Raw genomic sequence first — 18,102 nt, 5'->3', positions numbered from 1 at the left:
TTTAAAATCCAACATTTAAACCAATTGTCCAAGATCTTGTTCTTGGATAGAAACTGCGCGAATCAATCCCTGCTTCAAAACCTGTATCCTGCAACTCTGGATCAATCCCCGTATATTTGGTCATGGTTGCGATATTTCTCCCTGTCGCATATACATATAGACTTTTGATATAATCAGTCTTTAGTTTAAAGTTATATCCCAATGTAATATTATCCAGTTTCACAAAACTTCCATTCTCAAGGTAGTAATCCGAATACTGTGGATCCTGTTTAAGGTCGGCATGTTTAGTAAAAGCACTTTCGAAAACATTATTAGGCAACCATTTTTGATTACCAAAGAACATATCCGCTGTATTTAAAATATCATACTTAAATTTCCCTCTGAAAAATACGGTCAGATCGAAGCCCTTATAGGCAAACCGGTTACCTAGCGACGCATTGAATTTGGGAACACCATTTCCAATATAGGCGCGATCATTATCATTTATATCCGCAATGGTAGCCTTGGAGCCGTCAGCTTTATAGAAGAGCCATTCTCCAGCATCATTCAGACCCGCATAACGTTTTCCATAGAAGGAACCAATTTCACCGCCTTCTTCAAGACGAATGGCATCTCCAAGATTACCTGGAGAGGGCAGACCGCCAAAAGTCATCCAATTACTCTTAAAGATATCATTGGACATGGTAACGAGTTTATTCTTTTGATAGCTTCCCGCAAAATCCACCGTCCATTTAAAATCTTCTTTTTGAATTGGAACTCCAGACAATTGCAATTCAACACCTTTATTCGAAACCTCGCCTACATTGTACCAAATGTTTGTACTCACATAGGCTGGCTGTTGCGCCTTATATTGGTATAATAAATCTTTGGTTTTACGATTATAGACATCCAGAGATCCTGTTAGTCGGTTATTCCACAAACCAAAATCAAGCCCGATATTCAATTCGGCTTTTTGTTCCCATTTTAAGTCTGGATTGGGGTTCTGTGTCGGTCCATACGTTTGATAATAGATGCCATCCTGCGGATATACCCCGCCTGTTCCCAACAAGATCAATGAATTGTAATTCGGGAAACCCTGATTACCGGTTACCCCATACCCTACACGGAGCTTCAGATTGTTGACAAGCTCTTTATTGGAGAAAAAGTCTTCATTGGTAATGGTCCATCCCGCAGAAATCGCCGGGAAATTACCCCATTTATGATTAGCACCAAATCGTGAGGAGCCCTCCCGACGGAGAATTGCACTCACAAAATACTTTTGGTCATAATTATAATTTACCCGTCCAAAAAAGGCAATCAGTTTATTGTCTTCCTTAAATGAGCCCATCGATGGTCGCGGAAGTTTTGTATTTGTCAGAGCCGTACCACTTCCCATATTCCAGTCTTGAAAAGCGTCTGTTGTAAAACCATTATTGGACATCTCAAATCGCTCATAACCATTATATTGAAAACTGTAACCGAGTAAACCCGTTATATTATGCTTGTCGTTGAATGTTTGGTTGTAATCAATTGTGGTTTCAAAGGTCTTGGACCAATTTAACTCATTTCTTTTCCAGGCATAGCCCATACCCTGATACTCAGAATTTTGGCGTTGGTCCCAATCTTTGATCGACCGATATTGACGATCGTTCCAATTATTTCTAAGATAGGATCCGAAGGCTGAGATGCTCAATGGTTCTATAATCTTGAGTTTCATACGGGCGTCTCCCGAAAAAGTTTCCTGATTGCGTTGATCTACACGGTTGGCCATACGATCCAACGGATTAAAATTATTATACCCCTGGGTTTGGTAGAAACTTCCATCGGGATTGTATAGTGGAGCAGTTGGATTGCGCTGGATTGCCTGTTCGAAATATTCCGGTTTTCCACCCAAAAGATCTGCTTTATTGAAATTGGCAGCAATATTACCGGAGAAAGTCAATCGATCTTTTAATCCAGTTTGCGAAAAATTGACACGACCGCCAAATTGCTGACGTCCATTCTGTTTAGCAATGCCTTCGGCATTTTCATAGTTAATTGAAGCACGGTAGTTGGATTTATCGCCACCACCGCTGGCAACAAAATTATGGAATGTTGAGAAATTACCTTTATTGATCAATTCGTCATACAAATCTGTTGAAGCGCCAAGGTCAAGATCAGGTTTATTCTGTCCGTTGACCACATAATCTCTAAATTGCTGCGCACTCAGCATCGAAGGTTTCTTTGCGACAGACTCATGTTGACCATAGGTATAATATTCAAATCGTGGTTCTCCAGATTTGCCTTTTTTAGTGGTTACTAAAATTACACCACCATTACCCCGCGTCCCATAAATAGCCGCTGCAGATCCGTCCTTTAACACGTCTATGGATTCAATATCTCCTTGCTTGATCAAATCTAGATTTCCACCAGGAATGCCATCAATGACAATCAGCGGGGAGTTTCCGCCTTTCATGGAGGCCATACCCCGCAATTGGATATCTGAACCAGCATTTGGATTACTGCCCTGGGTTCTCGTCACGTTTAGCCCGGCAACTTTACCTTGCACCAGATCCATTGGGTTGCGCATACCACCTTGATTGAAATCCTTTTCTTTTACAGAGGCCACTGCTGAAGTCACTTCACTTTTCTTTTGCGTACCATAACCGACAACAATAACCTCCTCCAATTGGTCTTCTGTCGCGGATAGTCGAATATCAATCGGGGCATTTCCTATTACTTTGACTTCGTTTGTTCGATAACCAATGGACGAAACGACCAGGACATCTCCTATCTTGGCTTGCAGGGCAAAATTACCTTGGCCATCCGATGTTGTACCTTTTGCTGATCCCTTGACGGTAACCGAAACACCGGAGATCCCTTCTCCAGTCTTTGCATCCTGTACCTTTCCTTTAATTAAACCCTGAAACTTAGCGACCTTATGGGTAAAGGTCTCTTTTGGATCTTCCCTCTTGGCGATGACATGCGCATTTGCCTGATGTATCGTCCCTGCGATAATAGCCAACGAAAAAAACAGCTTGGTATTTTTCGTTAAGCGGGCAAATGATTCTAAATCGATTCTGCTCATATAACTAGTGATTTTGGTTTATAAAACGTTTAGCTGATCAAAACTAAAACGATCATGTTTAATTAGTTTTTAAAAAATTAATACGAATACGTGAGCCTCATTTCTATCGTAATAGATTAAACCCTATGAATTATTAATCATTTATTTTTAAAAAAAACGTCCTTTAACTTGCTGCTGCACATGGTTTACTTCTTTTACGAAGGATTTTCCATCGTAATTGGCTGAAGTTCCGACCGCGGCATTGACTTGTTGGAAAGTACCAGCAATGACAGCCAATGAGAAAAATAACTTTGATTTTTTCCCAAGCTGCGCAAGTGATTTTACGTCAACTTTGCTCATATTAATAGTGATTTGGTTTATAAAAACGTTTTAGCAAAAAGATACTTAGAACGTCTAGTTTAATTTAGTTTCCCTTAATTAATCGTTTTAAAATCGATCTGCTTTCTTAAAATTGCCTGCTATATTCCATTGCTTTCACTTAACAGAAAACGTTTGGGTTCAAATGTCTATGGTATTATTGCCGCATAGAATCTGCAATAAAGTCTGCTAAATCGCTTTTGCTTTTGTTGTAAAATTTTTTGGTTTCCTATTTTGGTTTTTTAATTGCTTTTTTTTGATTACTTATTGGTTCATTAATTGTTTATTCGTTATTGTTTTCCTTTTTGGTTATTCTTTCTTGGTTTTAACGTGCTATTCGGGTGGAAAGATAGCACTTTAATTTTACAAAGGAAAGATTTATTTTCAAAACCTTTCCCCGGTAAACTAAATATTTCCTTTCTTCATCTCGCTAATCGCATAATCGACAGATCGTGCCGAAAATGCCATATAGGTCAATGAAGGATTTTGTGTTGATGTCGAGGTCATACTTGCACCGTCTGTGACAAAAACGTTTTTCACAGCATGCATCTGATTCCATTTATTCAATACCGAAGTTTTCGGGTCGTGCCCCATACGTGCACCGCCCATTTCATGGATATCCAAACCTGGAGCCTGCCAGTGTGAATCCGGGCGAATGTTTGTGAAGCCAGCATCCGTAAACATCTCCGTCATGACAGCGATGTAATCCTTTTTCATTTTTTCATCATTCTCATCATAATCGACAGCAATTTTTAACAATGGAATACCCCAGTCATCTTTCTTACTGCTATCCAATGAAACCATTCCTGATTCTTTTGGTATCGTTTCACCCATCATGTGAGATCCAACCTGCCAAACACCTAATTTAGGATTCAACAAATTGTTCTTCAGATCTAGCCCTAAACCCGAACGATCCGACTCTTTACTACGCGAAGCTCCGAAACCGGCAGCATAGCCCCTTAAAAAGTCCGTTTCCTGTTTGTGCAAGTTTCTGAAACGTGGAATATAGCCTCCACCTGCGGGATTCCGCCCTTCGGCCGTAAAATCCAACATCCCTTCATACTCTGCATAAATGCGTGCACTATAGTTGTGAAAGGCAACATATTTTCCGAGCACACCACTATCATTACCCAAACCATTTGGAAAACGGTTCGATTTAGAATTCAATAAGATCAAATTCGTATTGATTGCAGCCGCATTGACAAAAATCAGTTTGGCATAAAAATCAATTTCCTCTTTTGTATTGGTATCAATAACACGTACACCCACTGCCTTTCCCTTTTGTTCATCATAGAGAATCGAATGAACAACCGAAAATGGACGTAGCGTCATATTTCCGGTTTTGGCCGCCCAAGGAATTGTCGTTGCATTGGAACTGAAATATCCACCAAAAGGACATCCTCGCTGACAAAGTACGCGATTCTGACACTGTACACGTCCTTGTTCGATGTGAATCTGATTTGGTTTTGATAGGTGTGCACAACGTGCTGAAATCACTTTGCGCTCCGGAAATTTCTTTTGGACGCTTTCTTTAAAATACTTCTCGACAATATTTAAGGGGTACCCTGGCAAAAACTCACCGTCAGGCAATTCAGGAAGTCCATCGTGATTACCTGCAATCCCAGCAAATTTTTCGACATAAGCATACCAAGGTGCTAAATCAGCATAACGTATCGGCCAATCTACGGCAAAACCATCTCTCGCTGGCCCTTCGAAATCAAAGTCAGACCAACGTTGCGTCTGTCTCGCCCATAATAACGACTTGCCGCCAACTTGATAGCCTCTGATCCAGTCAAAAGGTTTCTCTTGAATATAAGGGTGTTCCTTGTCTTTTACAAAAAAATGGGCTGCATCTTCATGGAATGCATAACATTTGCTGACAATCGGATTTTCTTCTTTTACTTTGAAAGGCATTTCATTCCGATGTTCAAACTCCCAAGGCATCATATTGGTGGTTGGGTAATCCTTGATATGTTGCACATCACGTCCGCGTTCCAAAACCAATGTTTTCAAGCCCTTCTCGCACAACTCTTTTGCGGACCAACCGCCACTAATTCCCGAACCGATCACGATCGCATCGTAGGTTCTGTTTTTTTCACTGTCAATATTTAGATTTGCCATGTGCTATTTATGCCTTAACTTTTACCGCACCATTGTACGGACCCGGAATAAGTTTATAAATCACCTTATTCTTCATCACGTATTCTGAGTTCATATACCCCTGAATTGCACGCGATTTGAAGGTCTCAAAAAAAGCCTTCTCGTCGGTTTGGTCTTTTAACCCCGCCAAAGTGGTCTCAGTCTCTTTGTTATTTTTTAAATTCAACTGTTTTCGCAATTTGTTGAAACCAGCGACAAATTTAGCCTGATTTTCTGGCGACTCACAGTCATCCACCATTTTGATGACGAAAAGATGCAGGTTCAGATCCTTTCCTCCCGGTGTATCCGATTTCGGAATCAGGATGTTAGCCAGATCGCCCAAAAATTGCTCATCTTCCGCCGAAATCTTCAGCTTATTTAATACAATTGATGCACCTCCATCATTCAGACAGGACGACAAAATTGTCAGTCCGCCAGCTATAATGAAAAATTGCTTTATTGCGGTTCTACGGTTCATAATCAGAGTTCCCTTTACAATTCGGTAATATTACATATATCCGACTAAAAATACAAATGCTAAAACGATTAAATTATTTTACAACCCTCAAATCCATTGCGCCAACAGGGCTTTCGCCTCAGATAAGTTTTCCACAATGTTATCAACAGCTGTTAGTCTAGCACGTTCTACCTCTTGCTTCGTAACTGCAATCAACTGTGTCCCTGCTCCCAATGCCGATGTACTTCCTGTTGACGTATCCTCAATAGCCACACAGCGGTCGGCTGGTAGACCCAGATGTGTCAATGCCAAACGATAAGGTTCCGGATTGGGTTTTGGCAGCTCCACACACTCACGCGTGACAAAAAACTCAAAATAATCCAAAAGCTCGTGCTTGCCCAAAACAGTATCGACTGTGCTTCTATAACTCGAGGTCACAAGCCCAATACGGATATCTTCTGCTTTCAAAAAAGCTAAAATTTCTCGTGCTCCAGGCATCAATTCAATATCGCTCATGTTAGAATCGGCATAAGCCGCACGTGTACGCTTCCACATATGTTCTTCCGTCACGTCGTAGCCATAGTCCTCGGTAAGACGCTTGACATTATGTGCTAAAGTATGTCCAGCAAAATCGCGAATCCAATCTTCATAGCTGATCTGAAGGTTAAATTCCTGTTTTAATATAGGTGCCCAATTTTTGAAATAGAAATATTCCGAATCAATTAACGTACCGTCTAGATCGAACAATACCGCCTGTATTTTATTCATAGTGTTAAAGATACACAAGTAGGTGGAAAAATCCTATTAAATGACGCCACAATAGGTCGAATTTGAGAATGCACCATGATAGGTATCCCAAAACCCGATGTAGACATGATAATCAGCTTTCTGATTTAATTCAACTGGTACATTGACGAAACATTGACCATCCTTAGCAGATGCAACTGCTGGTTTTAACGAGCAGAAATCATTTAAGCTAACAAATGCTAGATTTAACTTATAAATTTCATCATCATACGCTGGGTTTGGTATCCATTCCAAAAATATACGTCCTTCACTCACACTCACCTTAGTACCCTCAGGCGGTATTAAATCCCCCACAAACACGTTCAAATTTTCAAAATTCACGACGGGATTATAGTCAGTATCAAAAGCCAACACATCATTGAAAACATGCTTTTGCGCAAGCTGAAATGCACCATATTTAGATCCATTTTCTTTTTTTAACTCATAGCCAAAATCAAAGACAGCTTTGTTCTCTGCACAAAATTTTCCGACAGCCTTCATTTTTTGGCGATGTAATCGCTGAGCTTCAGTCGGAGGTTTACTACTTTTCCTCCTTGCACCCCGAATAATCCATTGCCCCATACGATTGTATCCATATATCGATCCAACTTTACCTCGAAAGCCACCATTGGGCCCATCTTCTAATATAGCCATATTTTAAGTTTTTTGTTTAATTATCATCTTAACAATGATCTCTTAACAATCGATCTGTATTAATGTTTGAATTAAATTAGGTATGAACTAGTATTAGATTAGGTATACTATAGGTTTTAGTTAGCTATAACCTATACTATACCTAACTAAAACCTAAACAAAACCTAACTAAAACCTATATAAATAGCAATCTTAATTTAAATTAAAATGGACTTGCTTCTCTTCATTTTTGGATAACCATCGGACATTTGCTAAGTTTGTTGTGGCAAGCGAAAACACAGGTTTACTGGGTATAAGTCCGCAACAAGCTTTAGGAAGATAGTCATATGATCTTCATGGAAGTTATATGTCTCCGCCACGTGTAAGACGCTCACATAAAAAGCGGAGCCATCTTTGGATCTGGCTTCAAACATCCTCGCGATGAACGTCGAGCTAAAGCGCTTGCCAAGAAATCTGAAAGCTTCATTGCCTTAAAAATTTATATCATGAAAATAATTGCAATCGGTCGCAATTACATCGACCACGCGAAAGAACTCAATAATCCAGTCCCAGAAAATCCCATTATATTTTTAAAACCCGATACTGCGGTATTAAAGGATAACAAAGATTTCTATTACCCCGAATTCTCCAAAAACATTCAGTTCGAAACCGAAGTTGTCCTCCGGGTCTGTAAAGAAGGAAAGCATGTCACGCCCAAATTTGCGTCAACGTATTATGATGCCATTGGTCTGGGCATTGACTTCACCGCCAGAGATGTACAGCAGGAACTTAAAGCGAAAAGCCTTCCCTGGGAATTGGCAAAAGCATTTGACCATTCTGCAGTGATCAGCAACTTGATTCCTAAAGGAGAGCTTGCAGATGTGAACTCGATTGAGTTCTCCCTGCAGCAAAATGGACAAACAGTCCAGCAGGGAAATACCAAGGATATGATATTTTCCTACGAAGATCTGATTGTATATACCTCCAAATTTATTACCCTCCGCAAAGGTGACCTCATTTACACCGGAACTCCAGTTGGTGTCGGATCTGTAGCCATCGGCGATTTATTGGAAGGTTTCATCGGCGAACAGAAGATGTTTAGCTGTAAAATTAAATAAGCTCGGACATCTTATGACAACAAAAAGAATAGCATTACTGGCCTTCCTCACTTGTACGGCAGGCCTAAGCCAAGGGCAAGATATTATCAAAAGTCGCAATTATCCACAAAATTATTTTGTACGCCCCATGGATATTCCTCCACAGGCTTCGGGATCGTTTGGCGAATTGCGCGCGACGCATTTTCATGGCGGAGACGATTACCGCACACAACAACGCATCAATATTCCTGTGCATGCAGCGGCGGAAGGTTTTGTATCCCGCGTCAGGGTACAGATAGGTGGTGGTGGTAATTATGTTTACATTGATCACCCCAATGGTTACACCTCGGTATACATGCACCTAGAGAGTTTCAATTCAGATCTTGCTAAAATCATCAAAGATGAGCAGTACAAGCAGAAACGTTTTGATGTCGATGTATTCCTCAAACCAAATCAGGTCCCGGTGAAAAAAGGTGAGTTTATTGCAAATTCGGGCAATACCGGTGGTTCAGCTGGCCCACATCTTCATTTCGAAATCCGGGATACAAAAGCACAATTGCCGCTCAATCCGCAATTGTTTGGACTGTTGTTTCCAGACGGTGTCAAACCGATTATCCGCGGTATGACGGTCTACGATTTGGGTTCCGAACTGTTTGATGAAAATACGCCCCGCAGGCATCAAACCATCAGATCTGTTGGTAGCGGCAATTATAGTTTAGCAACAAACGCCCCTATCTCTGTGAATGGTACCTTTGGATTGGGAATCAACACCGTTGATAAACGGAGAGGAATCTCTTTTACATATGGTGTATATTCGATTGAACTATTTTTAGATAATAGAAACATCAGCACGGTACTGTTCGAATCCATTCCTTTTGATCAGACCCGTGCGATACAGTCCTACGTAGACTACCCTTATTTAAAAAAGTCAGGGGTACGCGTGCAAAAGAGCTTCAAAGATCCTAACAATCCGATCAACATCTTCAAAAACTTGGATAACCTCGGTAAAATCACGTTGAAAGACAATGAGGTGCATGAGATAAAATATGTGGTCAAGGATGTTCAAGGGAATACGAGCGAATTGAATTTTAAGGTGCAGAATAACCCTTCACTTTCCATCAGCCGCCCAAATGCGAAGGGGCTTAAAATGTTTCACTATGCCGATGAAAACAAATATGAGGCGGAAAATGCGCGTATTTACATGGGTAAAAACATATTGTATGACGACCTTTACTTCAATTATTCGCAGGGAGCAAAACCTGCAAAAGGCTACTCGGCAATGCACTATATCCACAACGCTTATACACCGGTGTTCGGATATTATAAGCTCATGATCAAACCAGACTACAGCTTGTCTGAAAATCTTTATGACAAAGCCTTGATTGTTTCTTCTGATGGCGGAGCACAAGGTGGTCAATATGAGAACGGCTGGGTGGTAGCCAACGTACGCGAATTTGGTGGTTTTTACATCGCTGTCGATACCATTGCACCAAATATCACTGCGCGTAACCTGACCGACGGCAAGAATGTTTCCAATCAACGCTCCATCGATTTTACCATCAGTGACAATCTATCGGGTATAGCTACTTTTGACGCTTATATTGACGGGAAATGGGCTTTAATGAAATATGACCCTAAAACAAGACATATCTGGCATGACTTCGAACCGGAACTCAGCAGTGGCAGACACGACTTTAAACTTGAAGTGAAAGACAACAAAGGGAATTTGAAGGTCTACGAGGCTTCATTCTCCACATCGCGTTAACAGCTAATTTCAAACTTACAACATTTGTCCGACCTGATCTGCTACATTAATTGCAATTTTCGATTTTTGGTTCAAACAAAAGGGAAATGATAAAATGAGTAAAGGAAAAGAGTCCTGGAATTGGCGAGGACTCTTTTCCTTTACTCAACAATAATCAATGTTACATTTTTAATTGTCACAGTACAATAAGCATGATGCATTCCATCTACACGCTATAGAACGATTATCGTGTAGATTAAGATACCTTATTCTTTAATAATGATTGAATGATCTGTATTCCCTGTTGCATTTCTTTAGTTCCAAAACGATACGATGGGCCTGAAATACCAATTGCTGCCAATAATTTATTATTACTATAAATTGGTACCGCTACGCAATTCATCTCTTTTTCCAAACGTTCATAATCTTCAGCATAGCCTTTTTCTATTACATTATCGAGTTGCTTTTGCAATTTGATTTGTTCTGGCTCGATGAGATTAACCATTAATTGTTTGGTCAAACTCGGTGAATGTGCCATAAAAACATTGCCCAAAGCCGAATTCATTACATCCATTTCTTTACCTACTTCTAGACTTATACGTACAGAGCGTTTGGGATCGCTTTTTAGTTCGTGCCGCATATAGGATCCTAGCTGTATGGTTAGATAAGCGGTTTCACCGGTGAGTTCGGTTATTTTTTCTACGATAGGACGATAGTCTGTCTTCAGTGTAGCGGTAGAATATTCCGTTGGGATGAGGTGATGCATTTTGCCTGTGAGGTAATATCGGGTAGAAAGTTCCTCTTGATCTGCATAGCCCATCTGCACCAAGGTTTTAACAAAATTATGTACCGTAGATTTTTTCATATCCAAACCTGATGCAATATCTTGTATACGCACCCGATTACCGTTTTGTACCATATAATCCATAATGAGAAATAGCTTCTCGAGCGACTGTATCATGTTTTGTTCATTATTACGGAACAAATTTACATTTTAATACTCAATAGTCGTTTATAATAAAATAAAAACAGAATTTTGCGATATATAAAATAGAAATATGCAAGATTTAAAAAATAAGAATGCCCTTATCACAGGTGCTGGTAAAGGGTTAGGTAAAGCGATGGCTTTGGAATTGGCAAAAGAAGGGGTCAATATCGCTCTGGCAGGTCGTACAGAAAAAGATTTGTTACGGGTAGCTGCTGAAATCAGCGCCATTAACAGCGATGTAAAAGTGCAAACTTATGCCTTGGATGTCTCAGATTATACAGGTGTGCAAGACACGGTAAAAAGTATTTTGGAAACTTTTGAAACTATTGATATTCTTATTAATAGTGCCGGAGTTTTGGCTGTAGGAGGTATCAACGAATTGCCAGTTGAGCAATGGGAGCAAGCTTTCAAAATAAATGTATTTGGAACGTATTATATGATCCACGAGGTATTCCCGGAGATGGTCAAAAACAATGGTGGTGATATCATTAACATAGCATCTACCTCAGGTTTGAAAGGTTCTGCAAAAATGAGTGCCTACGGAGCATCAAAAGCAGCGGTGATCAATCTTACCGAGAGTGTGATGCAAGAAGGCCGCAAGTCCAACATTCGTGTATCGACCATCAACCCGAGTACCATTGCCACAGATATGACGGTGAACGCCAACTTCACCGATGGAAACGAAGAAAAAGTATTACAGCCGGAAGATTTGGCGACCCTAGTCGTACACCATCTGAAATTGCCAAAACGTGCTTTTGTAAAAGAATTCAGTTTGTGGTCTACCAATCCATAAGGTTTTTTATTGTCAACGTTGTAAGAAGAGGCTAACTGAACTACGGTTAATTTAGCCTTTTTTATCATCATTATTTTGATAAACCTTTTTATCAGGAGTGTAGATGGTGATAAAGTGACTAATTATTTCCCGCCCCTAACCCTTGTCAGTGTTTTTCTTGAAATACCTAGGTAAGAAGCGATCATATAAAGCGGAATGCGATTGTAGATATTGGGGTAATTTGACACAAAATCTTCGTAGCGTTTCTGGGGTGAGTCTTTGAGTTGATGCATAGTTTGCTACCATTCCCTCTCTGTGGAGCAAAGCTCCCTTTTTAATCTGTCTGTATTCGCCGTATTGCCCCATGAGTTCCTCGTCTTCTTGCGTCAAAGTTCCTTTTTCCATAATCCATGTTTAATTGGTTTATCACTTTTACAGATCTCGACCGGCTCTGACGGATTTCTCGGGAAACCTTGATCTTATGATAGGTATATTAAAGCTGAATAGCACATTGACAAAATTGGTATTGATATATTTCTTATTAAACAGATTTAAAGCGAGCGCCCACCTTTGTGTATACGAATTATTGATATGCTACGGAAAACGAGTAAGCGAACGCCAATTGTGTAAGTTTATATCAAGAGCAAGCCCACCTATTGTATATACTTTTAGTAGTGTTGAGCGCGTGAGAAACTAGTTGTGCATAATATAGATTTTGTACTTGAAATCACTTTCAACCTGCGGTGTCACAAACGGTCAGCTATTCTTATATGTAGCAGACGTAAGACAGCCACTTTATGCATACGTTATAAAGTTTCCTTATTAGCAAGGAACGGCCTCAGTTGTGTATATTTGGACAAGAAGCCTTATCAAGCAGCCTCATTATTTTTAATTTTTATTGATCTTATAAAATTTCTTTCAATACCAATAGGTCAAAGAGCATTCAGCGGTTGCTGTTCGTTACAATAATAATTCGTAACTTTAAAGGCAAAGTTATTGCATTACTTATTATTTTAGGGTGTGGTATTCCACCGATTTACCGGTAAAAAACCACCCTCTAATTTTGCTAGATTATGAATACTATTTTTAAAGAAAAAAACGAAACCATGCATATCGGTCACAATATTAAACGCATCCGTGAGATTCAGGGAATTAAGCAGGAGGCTTTCGGTCAGCTTTGCCGCAACAAGTACTCGCAGCAACGGATTTCGGACTTTGAAAATATGGTCGCACTCGATGAGCCGCTTTTAGAAGAGCTGGCTACTGCATTGGGGGTAACAGCTGAATTTGTTCAATCTTTTAAGGATGAGAATGTAATTTATAATATACAGCATTCACATACATTTAACGATCACTCAACCAACTCTAGTCAACATTCCCAACCAACATTTAACAATGATGGATCAGATAAGCTGGTCGCATTGCTTGAAAAATTTATTGAGGAGGATCGAGCGAAGACACAATCCATTGCAGCATTGAGCCAGGCGGTGTTGGACCTTACCAATGAAGTAAAAAAATTGAAGGAAGGAAAATAGTACTCCGTCGTATAAAAATTATAAAAAAGGGATGTTCTGCAAGAATGAACATCCCTTTTTTATGACTATTCATTTATAAATCTAAGTGAATAATATTGTTAACGACAATTTATCTACCCAATGCTTTGCGACGTTCGATTTCCGCTTGTAGGCTTTGGAACCAGGTTTGGTAGACCTGCGGCTCATAGATCATTTGTTCTTTTGTATCTTTATTCACCTGACCCCAGTAACCGTTGCGGCTAGACTCAGACCCTTCGTACATGGTAATCTTGACTTCCGTTACTTCATCATTTATCGGTTCTATATAAAACATCGCTTTGGAAGTATTGGCATCTTTGGATACACCCGTCCAAAAACGCTGGGAGGCCGCATTTTTATTTTCAATTCTTTTGCTGGCGTTGATCAATCCTGTTTCTTTATCGGCGCGATCAATGATATAGCTTTCGGAATGTAGTAGACTGATTACTGACTTGAATACGAGTTCTTGATTAGATTCCAATTGCTTTGTGGTCATCATCTTTACTTCTGTAGGTGATTTGGTAACCATTTTTGTAGCACATGAGCCAAATAGGATGGCAATACATAATAATGTAATAATTTTTTTCATTTTTGTGTGTTTTAAGGTTAAAATGCGGTAGATATAACGGAATAATCTGCAACAATATCTTTTTCATCAAACGTAATGATCAGATCAAAAGATCTACTGCTGCTGCTTTGGCTCGCACGTTGACCAGCAAAAAAATCTGTTGATCCCGCTTTTTGTTCGACTGACATCTTGTTGTAGCTCCAGACTTCACGGTTTGATTTATTTTTGGAAACAAGATTTGGCGATCCAAATAGTTTGAGGATTTCGTCTTGTGTTGTTTCACCTTTGATGATTCGGCTTTTGACCACCCCCATGGTCAGGTTGCTCTTTTCTGTGGGGCCCTCACTGCCATATTTATAACTTTGGCAAGCGCTCAGCGATAAGATCAATAATCCTGAAAGTAGTAATTTATACATAGTTAAATAATTTTGGCAAACATATCCAGTTCATTTCACTCAACATTACGGGTTACCGTAGGAAATGTAATTATTGAATGAATAAACTTGCTACAAAGTAAATAAGGTCGTGTGCACTGTATGTTCACTGGTTTACGATCTTCTATGCACATACAATGCATAGAAAAGCCTTATCTTTGTTATAGACCAATAAATTTGTGATGGCCACCAACAAACATGCAATTATACGTTACGAAGCCTTGGACAGGTGTTTTTCCAACAAAGGCCGGAAATTTTTTATCGATGACCTTATCGAATATGTCTCGGCAGCTTTAATGGACTATACTGGCAGGAACTCCTCTATCTCTCGCAGACAAATTTTGAAAGACATCGATTTTATGCGTAGTGAGACAGGTTTCCGAGCCCCCATAGCATCTTTTAAAGATGGGAAAAAGACCTACTACCGTTATGCCGACGGAGGATATTCGATCGGCATGCAACAAATCAATCCCGTGGAAGCTGATTTACTAAAAATGACGCTGGATATGTTAGGAAGATTTAAAGGTTTGCCCCAATTTGATTTTGTCCAAGAACTGGCGTTGAAACTCAAAAAGAGTTTTCAATTGGAGGATCTGGACGAATGCATCTTTTTTGACCAAAATGAATACCTTAAAAATCTCCATCTTTTGGGAGATTTGCTAAAATTCATACAGCAAAAACAAGTATTGACCGTACGGTACAAATCGTTCAATCAAGATAAAGAAGAAGATTTTTTAATACATCCATATTTTCTGAAACAATATAACAAGCGATGGTTTCTCTTTGGCCAGCGGGACGGCTTTGATACTTGGACCAGTCTAGCGCTGGATCGTATGATTACGTTTGAGTCAGCCGAAGGTATCGCATTTAGTCTTCAGAAGGACACGCATGAAGCGTACTTCGAAGATATAATAGGCGTTAGTAAACCTATTGGCGGCGCTTGTCAGTTTGTCAAAATCAAAGTGAATAAGTCGCTATGGCCATATATTGAATCGAAGCCTTTACATCCTTCACAGACTGTTATCGAACGCGGCTCGGAATATATCATCTTGCAACTGGAGATTATTCCTAATTATGAGTTTTATGCTCAAGTACTAGGTTTTGGTCCTGCTGTGGAGGTTTTGGAGCCGACAGAGGTAAGAGCGATAATTCGTGCAAAGCTCGAAGAAAGCGTGAAGCAATATTATTAGGATGAAACCACATCGCTCAATATCAAACCTTATTGGATAGCCTGCTAAGCCAGACAACATCTATGCACATCTACTGCATAGTTTCCTTTTAGTTTTATATCATAAAAAAAGCAGTATGAACAAAACAATTAAGGTTCCTCCAATTCTAATAAAAATAGGGAGAAAAGAAGATTTGGTTAAATTACAACAATTGGGACAGGTCTATTTTGGAATGTTCGAAGGGTATAGAACGCAAGAGAAAGAAGATATTGACTTAGACCAAACGGATTTTTATAGAAGAGATTCTTTAGAAGGGTTGGAAAGAAGATTTTCGGGGTCTGGCTCTATACGATTCAAAAGCAAGGATCAAAAGGATGTTACAATAAATATCCCTGAAATGAAGTTAAATCTCTTTCAGAATAAATACAGCCATCTCTACTGTTTATATGCCATTCCAAATGTGATTGACGATACGTATAAAATTGACAGCAAAATGCTGAAATTTGGTGAAAGTGCTTTAATAATCACCAAGCCATTGGAGTTCTTAGAAAGATTGATTGGAAAAATGGAATCAAATTATGATATGGATCATGTCTCATATTATGACAATTGCCCAATGTTTGATGGCAAATATGAAATCTTTCAAAAGCAAAAGACATTTGAATACCAAAATGAATTCCGAATAGCAGCGAATCTTATTGAAGACAATTCTGTTTTTATTGGAGATATTACTGATATATCTATTTTATTGGATTCGCAATCACTTTTAGAATTAGAATATAAAATTCAGTCTTAAAAGGCCGCATACAAACTTTTAGGAAATAAAGAACAAAAACAAATCTTTACCTTTACAGAGCAAAAAAAACAAATTACCCCAATACTGATGATTACCGGAGAAATAAAATCCCAAATAGATAAAATATGGAATGACTTCTGGACAGGAGGAATTTCTAACCCCTTGACCGTTATTGAACAATTTACCTATCTGATTTTCTTAAAACAATTGGATGATAGGCAGATTACGATTGACAAAGAAAAACAATTATTGGGAAGCTCAAAAAAAGCAGATATCTACACTGAAGAGCAGAAGCCACTACGTTGGTCTTATTTTAAAGAACTAGATCCTGAGCGCATGATGGATATCTTTCGCATACCACAAACAGATCTAGAGAACCTGACGGCATTTGACTTTATGCGTACGCTTGGTACTGCAGGAGGTAAATTTTCGCAGTACATGAAAGGTGCAACTTTCATGATAGAGAGTCCAAGTCTGTTAGATAGCGTAGTACAACAGATCGACAAATTACCGTTGAGTAACAGAGATACGAAAGGTGATCTATACGAGTATATGCTAAGTAAAATTGCCGAGGCAGGTACCAATGGGCAGTTCCGGACACCGCGGCATATCATCCGCATGATGGTGGAGCTGATGCAACCCCAACAAGACGATACCATCTGTGATCCGGCAATGGGTACTGCAGGTTTCTTGGTGAACGCTGCTGAGTACATCCAAGAAACGCATGAAGATTGGCTGCTCGATAAAACCTTCCGTGAGCACTATTACGGCAATATGTTCAATGGAATGGAAATCGATCCCTCCATGTTGCGCATAGCTTCGATGAATTTGCAGTTGCACGGCATTGAGAATCCCGTACTTTTTTCAGGTTCTGCCTTAGCTGAGCGCAATGGCATCAGTTCACAATATTCCCTTATCTTAGCCAATCCGCCATTTAAGGGCGCGCTGAATGCAAATGATGTTGAGAGCTCCTTGCTCCAAATGACAAATACGAAGAAAACCGAGATTCTTTTCTTGAGTCTGATGCTACGCATGATGACCCTTGGGGGGCGTGCTGCTGTGATCGTTCCTGATGGCGTTTTATTTGGATCATCCACTGCGCACAAAGCCATTCGCAAAGAATTGGTGGACAATCAACAGTTGCAAGCTGTGATCTCCATGCCTTCGGGGGTATTTAAACCTTATGCAGGGGTAAGTACCGCAATTCTGATCTTTACCAAGACCAATTCGGGCGGTACTGACAAGGTTTGGTATTACGATATGAAAGCCGATGGTTATAGCTTGGACGACAAGCGCAATGCTATTGCGACCAATGATATCCCAGATATTATCACACGATACCATAACCAAGCTAACGAACAAGATCGTACACGTACGAATCAGTCATTCTTCGTACCAGCCCAAGAAATCCGCAATAATGGGTATGATTTGAGTATCAACCGCTATAAAGAGGTCGTGTATGAAGACGTGAGCTATGAAAAGCCAGCGGTAATCCTTGAACGGATAGCGGAGATTGATCGGGAGAGACAGGTATTGTTAAACGAATTGAAAGGGCTGTTGTAA

17 protein-coding genes are annotated in these 18,102 nt (G+C 39.7%); 7 read left to right on the top strand and 10 right to left on the bottom strand.

Annotated features, from left to right (window positions below; genetic code table 11):
- Position 1 precedes the first annotated feature (1 nt).
- From IQ31_RS06665 to IQ31_RS06640, 6 genes are all read right to left on the bottom strand, one after another.
- Positions 2-3,046, bottom strand: a complete 3,045-nt coding sequence (locus IQ31_RS06665; RefSeq protein WP_145327520.1) for a SusC/RagA family TonB-linked outer membrane protein — start codon at positions 3,044-3,046, stop codon at positions 2-4.
- Positions 3,047-3,193: 147 nt separating this feature from the next.
- Positions 3,194-3,385, bottom strand: coding sequence for a hypothetical protein (locus IQ31_RS06660; RefSeq protein WP_145327519.1), 192 nt, complete (start codon positions 3,383-3,385; stop codon positions 3,194-3,196).
- Positions 3,386-3,808: 423 nt separating this feature from the next.
- Positions 3,809-5,524, bottom strand: coding sequence for a GMC oxidoreductase (locus IQ31_RS06655; protein ID WP_070570188.1), 1,716 nt, complete (start codon positions 5,522-5,524; stop codon positions 3,809-3,811).
- A gap of 7 nt (positions 5,525-5,531) precedes the next feature.
- On the bottom strand, positions 5,532-6,020 hold the full coding sequence (locus IQ31_RS06650; protein WP_070570191.1) for a gluconate 2-dehydrogenase subunit 3 family protein: 489 nt from the start codon (positions 6,018-6,020) through the stop codon (positions 5,532-5,534).
- A gap of 87 nt (positions 6,021-6,107) precedes the next feature.
- Positions 6,108-6,767: an HAD family hydrolase gene (locus tag IQ31_RS06645; protein WP_112374977.1), complete on the bottom strand. Its 660-nt coding sequence runs from the start codon at positions 6,765-6,767 to the stop codon at positions 6,108-6,110.
- A gap of 36 nt (positions 6,768-6,803) precedes the next feature.
- Positions 6,804-7,439, bottom strand: a complete 636-nt coding sequence (locus tag IQ31_RS06640; RefSeq protein ID WP_115046514.1) for a DUF6266 family protein — start codon at positions 7,437-7,439, stop codon at positions 6,804-6,806.
- Positions 7,440-7,924: 485 nt separating this feature from the next.
- On the opposite strand from IQ31_RS06640, the gene IQ31_RS06635 reads away from it, so the two are divergent.
- Entirely contained in the window at positions 7,925-8,536 is a 612-nt protein-coding gene (locus tag IQ31_RS06635) for a fumarylacetoacetate hydrolase family protein (RefSeq protein WP_115046513.1), read from the top strand.
- A 13-nt stretch (positions 8,537-8,549) separates the two neighbouring features.
- The gene (locus tag IQ31_RS06630) at positions 8,550-10,280 is read left to right on the top strand and encodes a M23 family metallopeptidase (protein ID WP_145327518.1); all 1,731 of its coding nucleotides are present in this window, start codon (positions 8,550-8,552) and stop codon (positions 10,278-10,280) included.
- A 235-nt stretch (positions 10,281-10,515) separates the two neighbouring features.
- On the opposite strand, the gene IQ31_RS06625 is transcribed toward IQ31_RS06630, so the two are convergent.
- Positions 10,516-11,220 (bottom strand): IclR family transcriptional regulator, encoded by a 705-nt coding sequence (locus IQ31_RS06625; RefSeq protein WP_145327517.1) that lies wholly within the window; start codon positions 11,218-11,220, stop codon positions 10,516-10,518.
- A gap of 97 nt (positions 11,221-11,317) precedes the next feature.
- Here IQ31_RS06625 and IQ31_RS06620 point away from each other — a divergent pair, with 97 nt between their 5' ends.
- The gene (locus IQ31_RS06620; RefSeq protein ID WP_088163127.1) at positions 11,318-12,040 is read left to right on the top strand and encodes a 3-ketoacyl-ACP reductase; all 723 of its coding nucleotides are present in this window, start codon (positions 11,318-11,320) and stop codon (positions 12,038-12,040) included.
- 135 nt (positions 12,041-12,175) lie between these two features.
- On the opposite strand, the gene IQ31_RS06615 is transcribed toward IQ31_RS06620, so the two are convergent.
- Positions 12,176-12,424, bottom strand: a complete 249-nt coding sequence (locus IQ31_RS06615) for a hypothetical protein (protein WP_145327516.1) — start codon at positions 12,422-12,424, stop codon at positions 12,176-12,178.
- A 668-nt stretch (positions 12,425-13,092) separates the two neighbouring features.
- On the opposite strand from IQ31_RS06615, the gene IQ31_RS06610 reads away from it, so the two are divergent.
- Complete coding sequence (locus IQ31_RS06610; RefSeq protein ID WP_088163129.1) at positions 13,093-13,554, top strand: helix-turn-helix domain-containing protein; 462 nt, start codon at positions 13,093-13,095, stop codon at positions 13,552-13,554.
- A 109-nt stretch (positions 13,555-13,663) separates the two neighbouring features.
- On the opposite strand, the gene IQ31_RS06605 is transcribed toward IQ31_RS06610, so the two are convergent.
- Entirely contained in the window at positions 13,664-14,161 is a 498-nt protein-coding gene (locus IQ31_RS06605; protein ID WP_112374983.1) for a hypothetical protein, read from the bottom strand.
- Between the two features lie 17 nt (positions 14,162-14,178).
- The gene (locus tag IQ31_RS06600) at positions 14,179-14,556 is read right to left on the bottom strand and encodes a hypothetical protein (RefSeq protein WP_112374984.1); all 378 of its coding nucleotides are present in this window, start codon (positions 14,554-14,556) and stop codon (positions 14,179-14,181) included.
- 200 nt (positions 14,557-14,756) lie between these two features.
- On the opposite strand from IQ31_RS06600, the gene IQ31_RS06595 reads away from it, so the two are divergent.
- From IQ31_RS06595 to IQ31_RS06585, 3 genes are all read left to right on the top strand, one after another.
- Positions 14,757-15,764 carry a helix-turn-helix transcriptional regulator gene (locus IQ31_RS06595; RefSeq protein WP_145327515.1) on the top strand — a complete coding sequence of 336 codons (1,008 nt, stop codon included), beginning with the start codon at positions 14,757-14,759 and terminating at the stop codon, positions 15,762-15,764.
- Between the two features lie 115 nt (positions 15,765-15,879).
- Positions 15,880-16,539 (top strand): hypothetical protein, encoded by a 660-nt coding sequence (locus IQ31_RS06590; RefSeq protein WP_145327514.1) that lies wholly within the window; start codon positions 15,880-15,882, stop codon positions 16,537-16,539.
- 87 nt (positions 16,540-16,626) lie between these two features.
- Positions 16,627-18,102 carry a class I SAM-dependent DNA methyltransferase gene (locus IQ31_RS06585; RefSeq protein ID WP_145327513.1) on the top strand — a complete coding sequence of 492 codons (1,476 nt, stop codon included), beginning with the start codon at positions 16,627-16,629 and terminating at the stop codon, positions 18,100-18,102.

It is taken from the genome of Sphingobacterium siyangense (assembly GCF_007830445.1).
Classification (GTDB): Bacteria; Bacteroidota; Bacteroidia; order Sphingobacteriales; family Sphingobacteriaceae; genus Sphingobacterium; species Sphingobacterium siyangense.
This window is presented reverse-complemented; position numbering and strand designations above follow the sequence as displayed.

Excerpts from the sequence above, each read along its gene's own strand:
- IQ31_RS06605 (WP_112374983.1), bottom strand. The coding sequence starts at position 14,161 with ATGAAAAAAATTATTACATTATTATGTATTGCCATCCTATTTGGCTCA.
- IQ31_RS06660 (WP_145327519.1), bottom strand. The coding sequence starts at position 3,385 with ATGAGCAAAGTTGACGTAAAATCACTTGCGCAGCTTGGGAAAAAATCA.
- IQ31_RS06650 (WP_070570191.1), bottom strand. The coding sequence starts at position 6,020 with ATGAACCGTAGAACCGCAATAAAGCAATTTTTCATTATAGCTGGCGGA.
- IQ31_RS06610 (WP_088163129.1), top strand. The coding sequence starts at position 13,093 with ATGAATACTATTTTTAAAGAAAAAAACGAAACCATGCATATCGGTCAC.
- IQ31_RS06600 (WP_112374984.1), bottom strand. The coding sequence starts at position 14,556 with ATGTATAAATTACTACTTTCAGGATTATTGATCTTATCGCTGAGCGCT.
- IQ31_RS06635 (WP_115046513.1), top strand. The coding sequence starts at position 7,925 with ATGAAAATAATTGCAATCGGTCGCAATTACATCGACCACGCGAAAGAA.
- IQ31_RS06655 (WP_070570188.1), bottom strand. The coding sequence starts at position 5,524 with ATGGCAAATCTAAATATTGACAGTGAAAAAAACAGAACCTACGATGCG.
- IQ31_RS06625 (WP_145327517.1), bottom strand. The coding sequence starts at position 11,220 with ATGATACAGTCGCTCGAGAAGCTATTTCTCATTATGGATTATATGGTA.
- IQ31_RS06585 (WP_145327513.1), top strand. The coding sequence starts at position 16,627 with ATGATTACCGGAGAAATAAAATCCCAAATAGATAAAATATGGAATGAC.
- IQ31_RS06630 (WP_145327518.1), top strand. The coding sequence starts at position 8,550 with ATGACAACAAAAAGAATAGCATTACTGGCCTTCCTCACTTGTACGGCA.
- IQ31_RS06615 (WP_145327516.1), bottom strand. The coding sequence starts at position 12,424 with ATGGAAAAAGGAACTTTGACGCAAGAAGACGAGGAACTCATGGGGCAA.
- IQ31_RS06645 (WP_112374977.1), bottom strand. The coding sequence starts at position 6,767 with ATGAATAAAATACAGGCGGTATTGTTCGATCTAGACGGTACGTTAATT.
- IQ31_RS06595 (WP_145327515.1), top strand. The coding sequence starts at position 14,757 with ATGGCCACCAACAAACATGCAATTATACGTTACGAAGCCTTGGACAGG.
- IQ31_RS06665 (WP_145327520.1), bottom strand. The coding sequence starts at position 3,046 with ATGAGCAGAATCGATTTAGAATCATTTGCCCGCTTAACGAAAAATACC.
- IQ31_RS06590 (WP_145327514.1), top strand. The coding sequence starts at position 15,880 with ATGAACAAAACAATTAAGGTTCCTCCAATTCTAATAAAAATAGGGAGA.
- IQ31_RS06640 (WP_115046514.1), bottom strand. The coding sequence starts at position 7,439 with ATGGCTATATTAGAAGATGGGCCCAATGGTGGCTTTCGAGGTAAAGTT.
- IQ31_RS06620 (WP_088163127.1), top strand. The coding sequence starts at position 11,318 with ATGCAAGATTTAAAAAATAAGAATGCCCTTATCACAGGTGCTGGTAAA.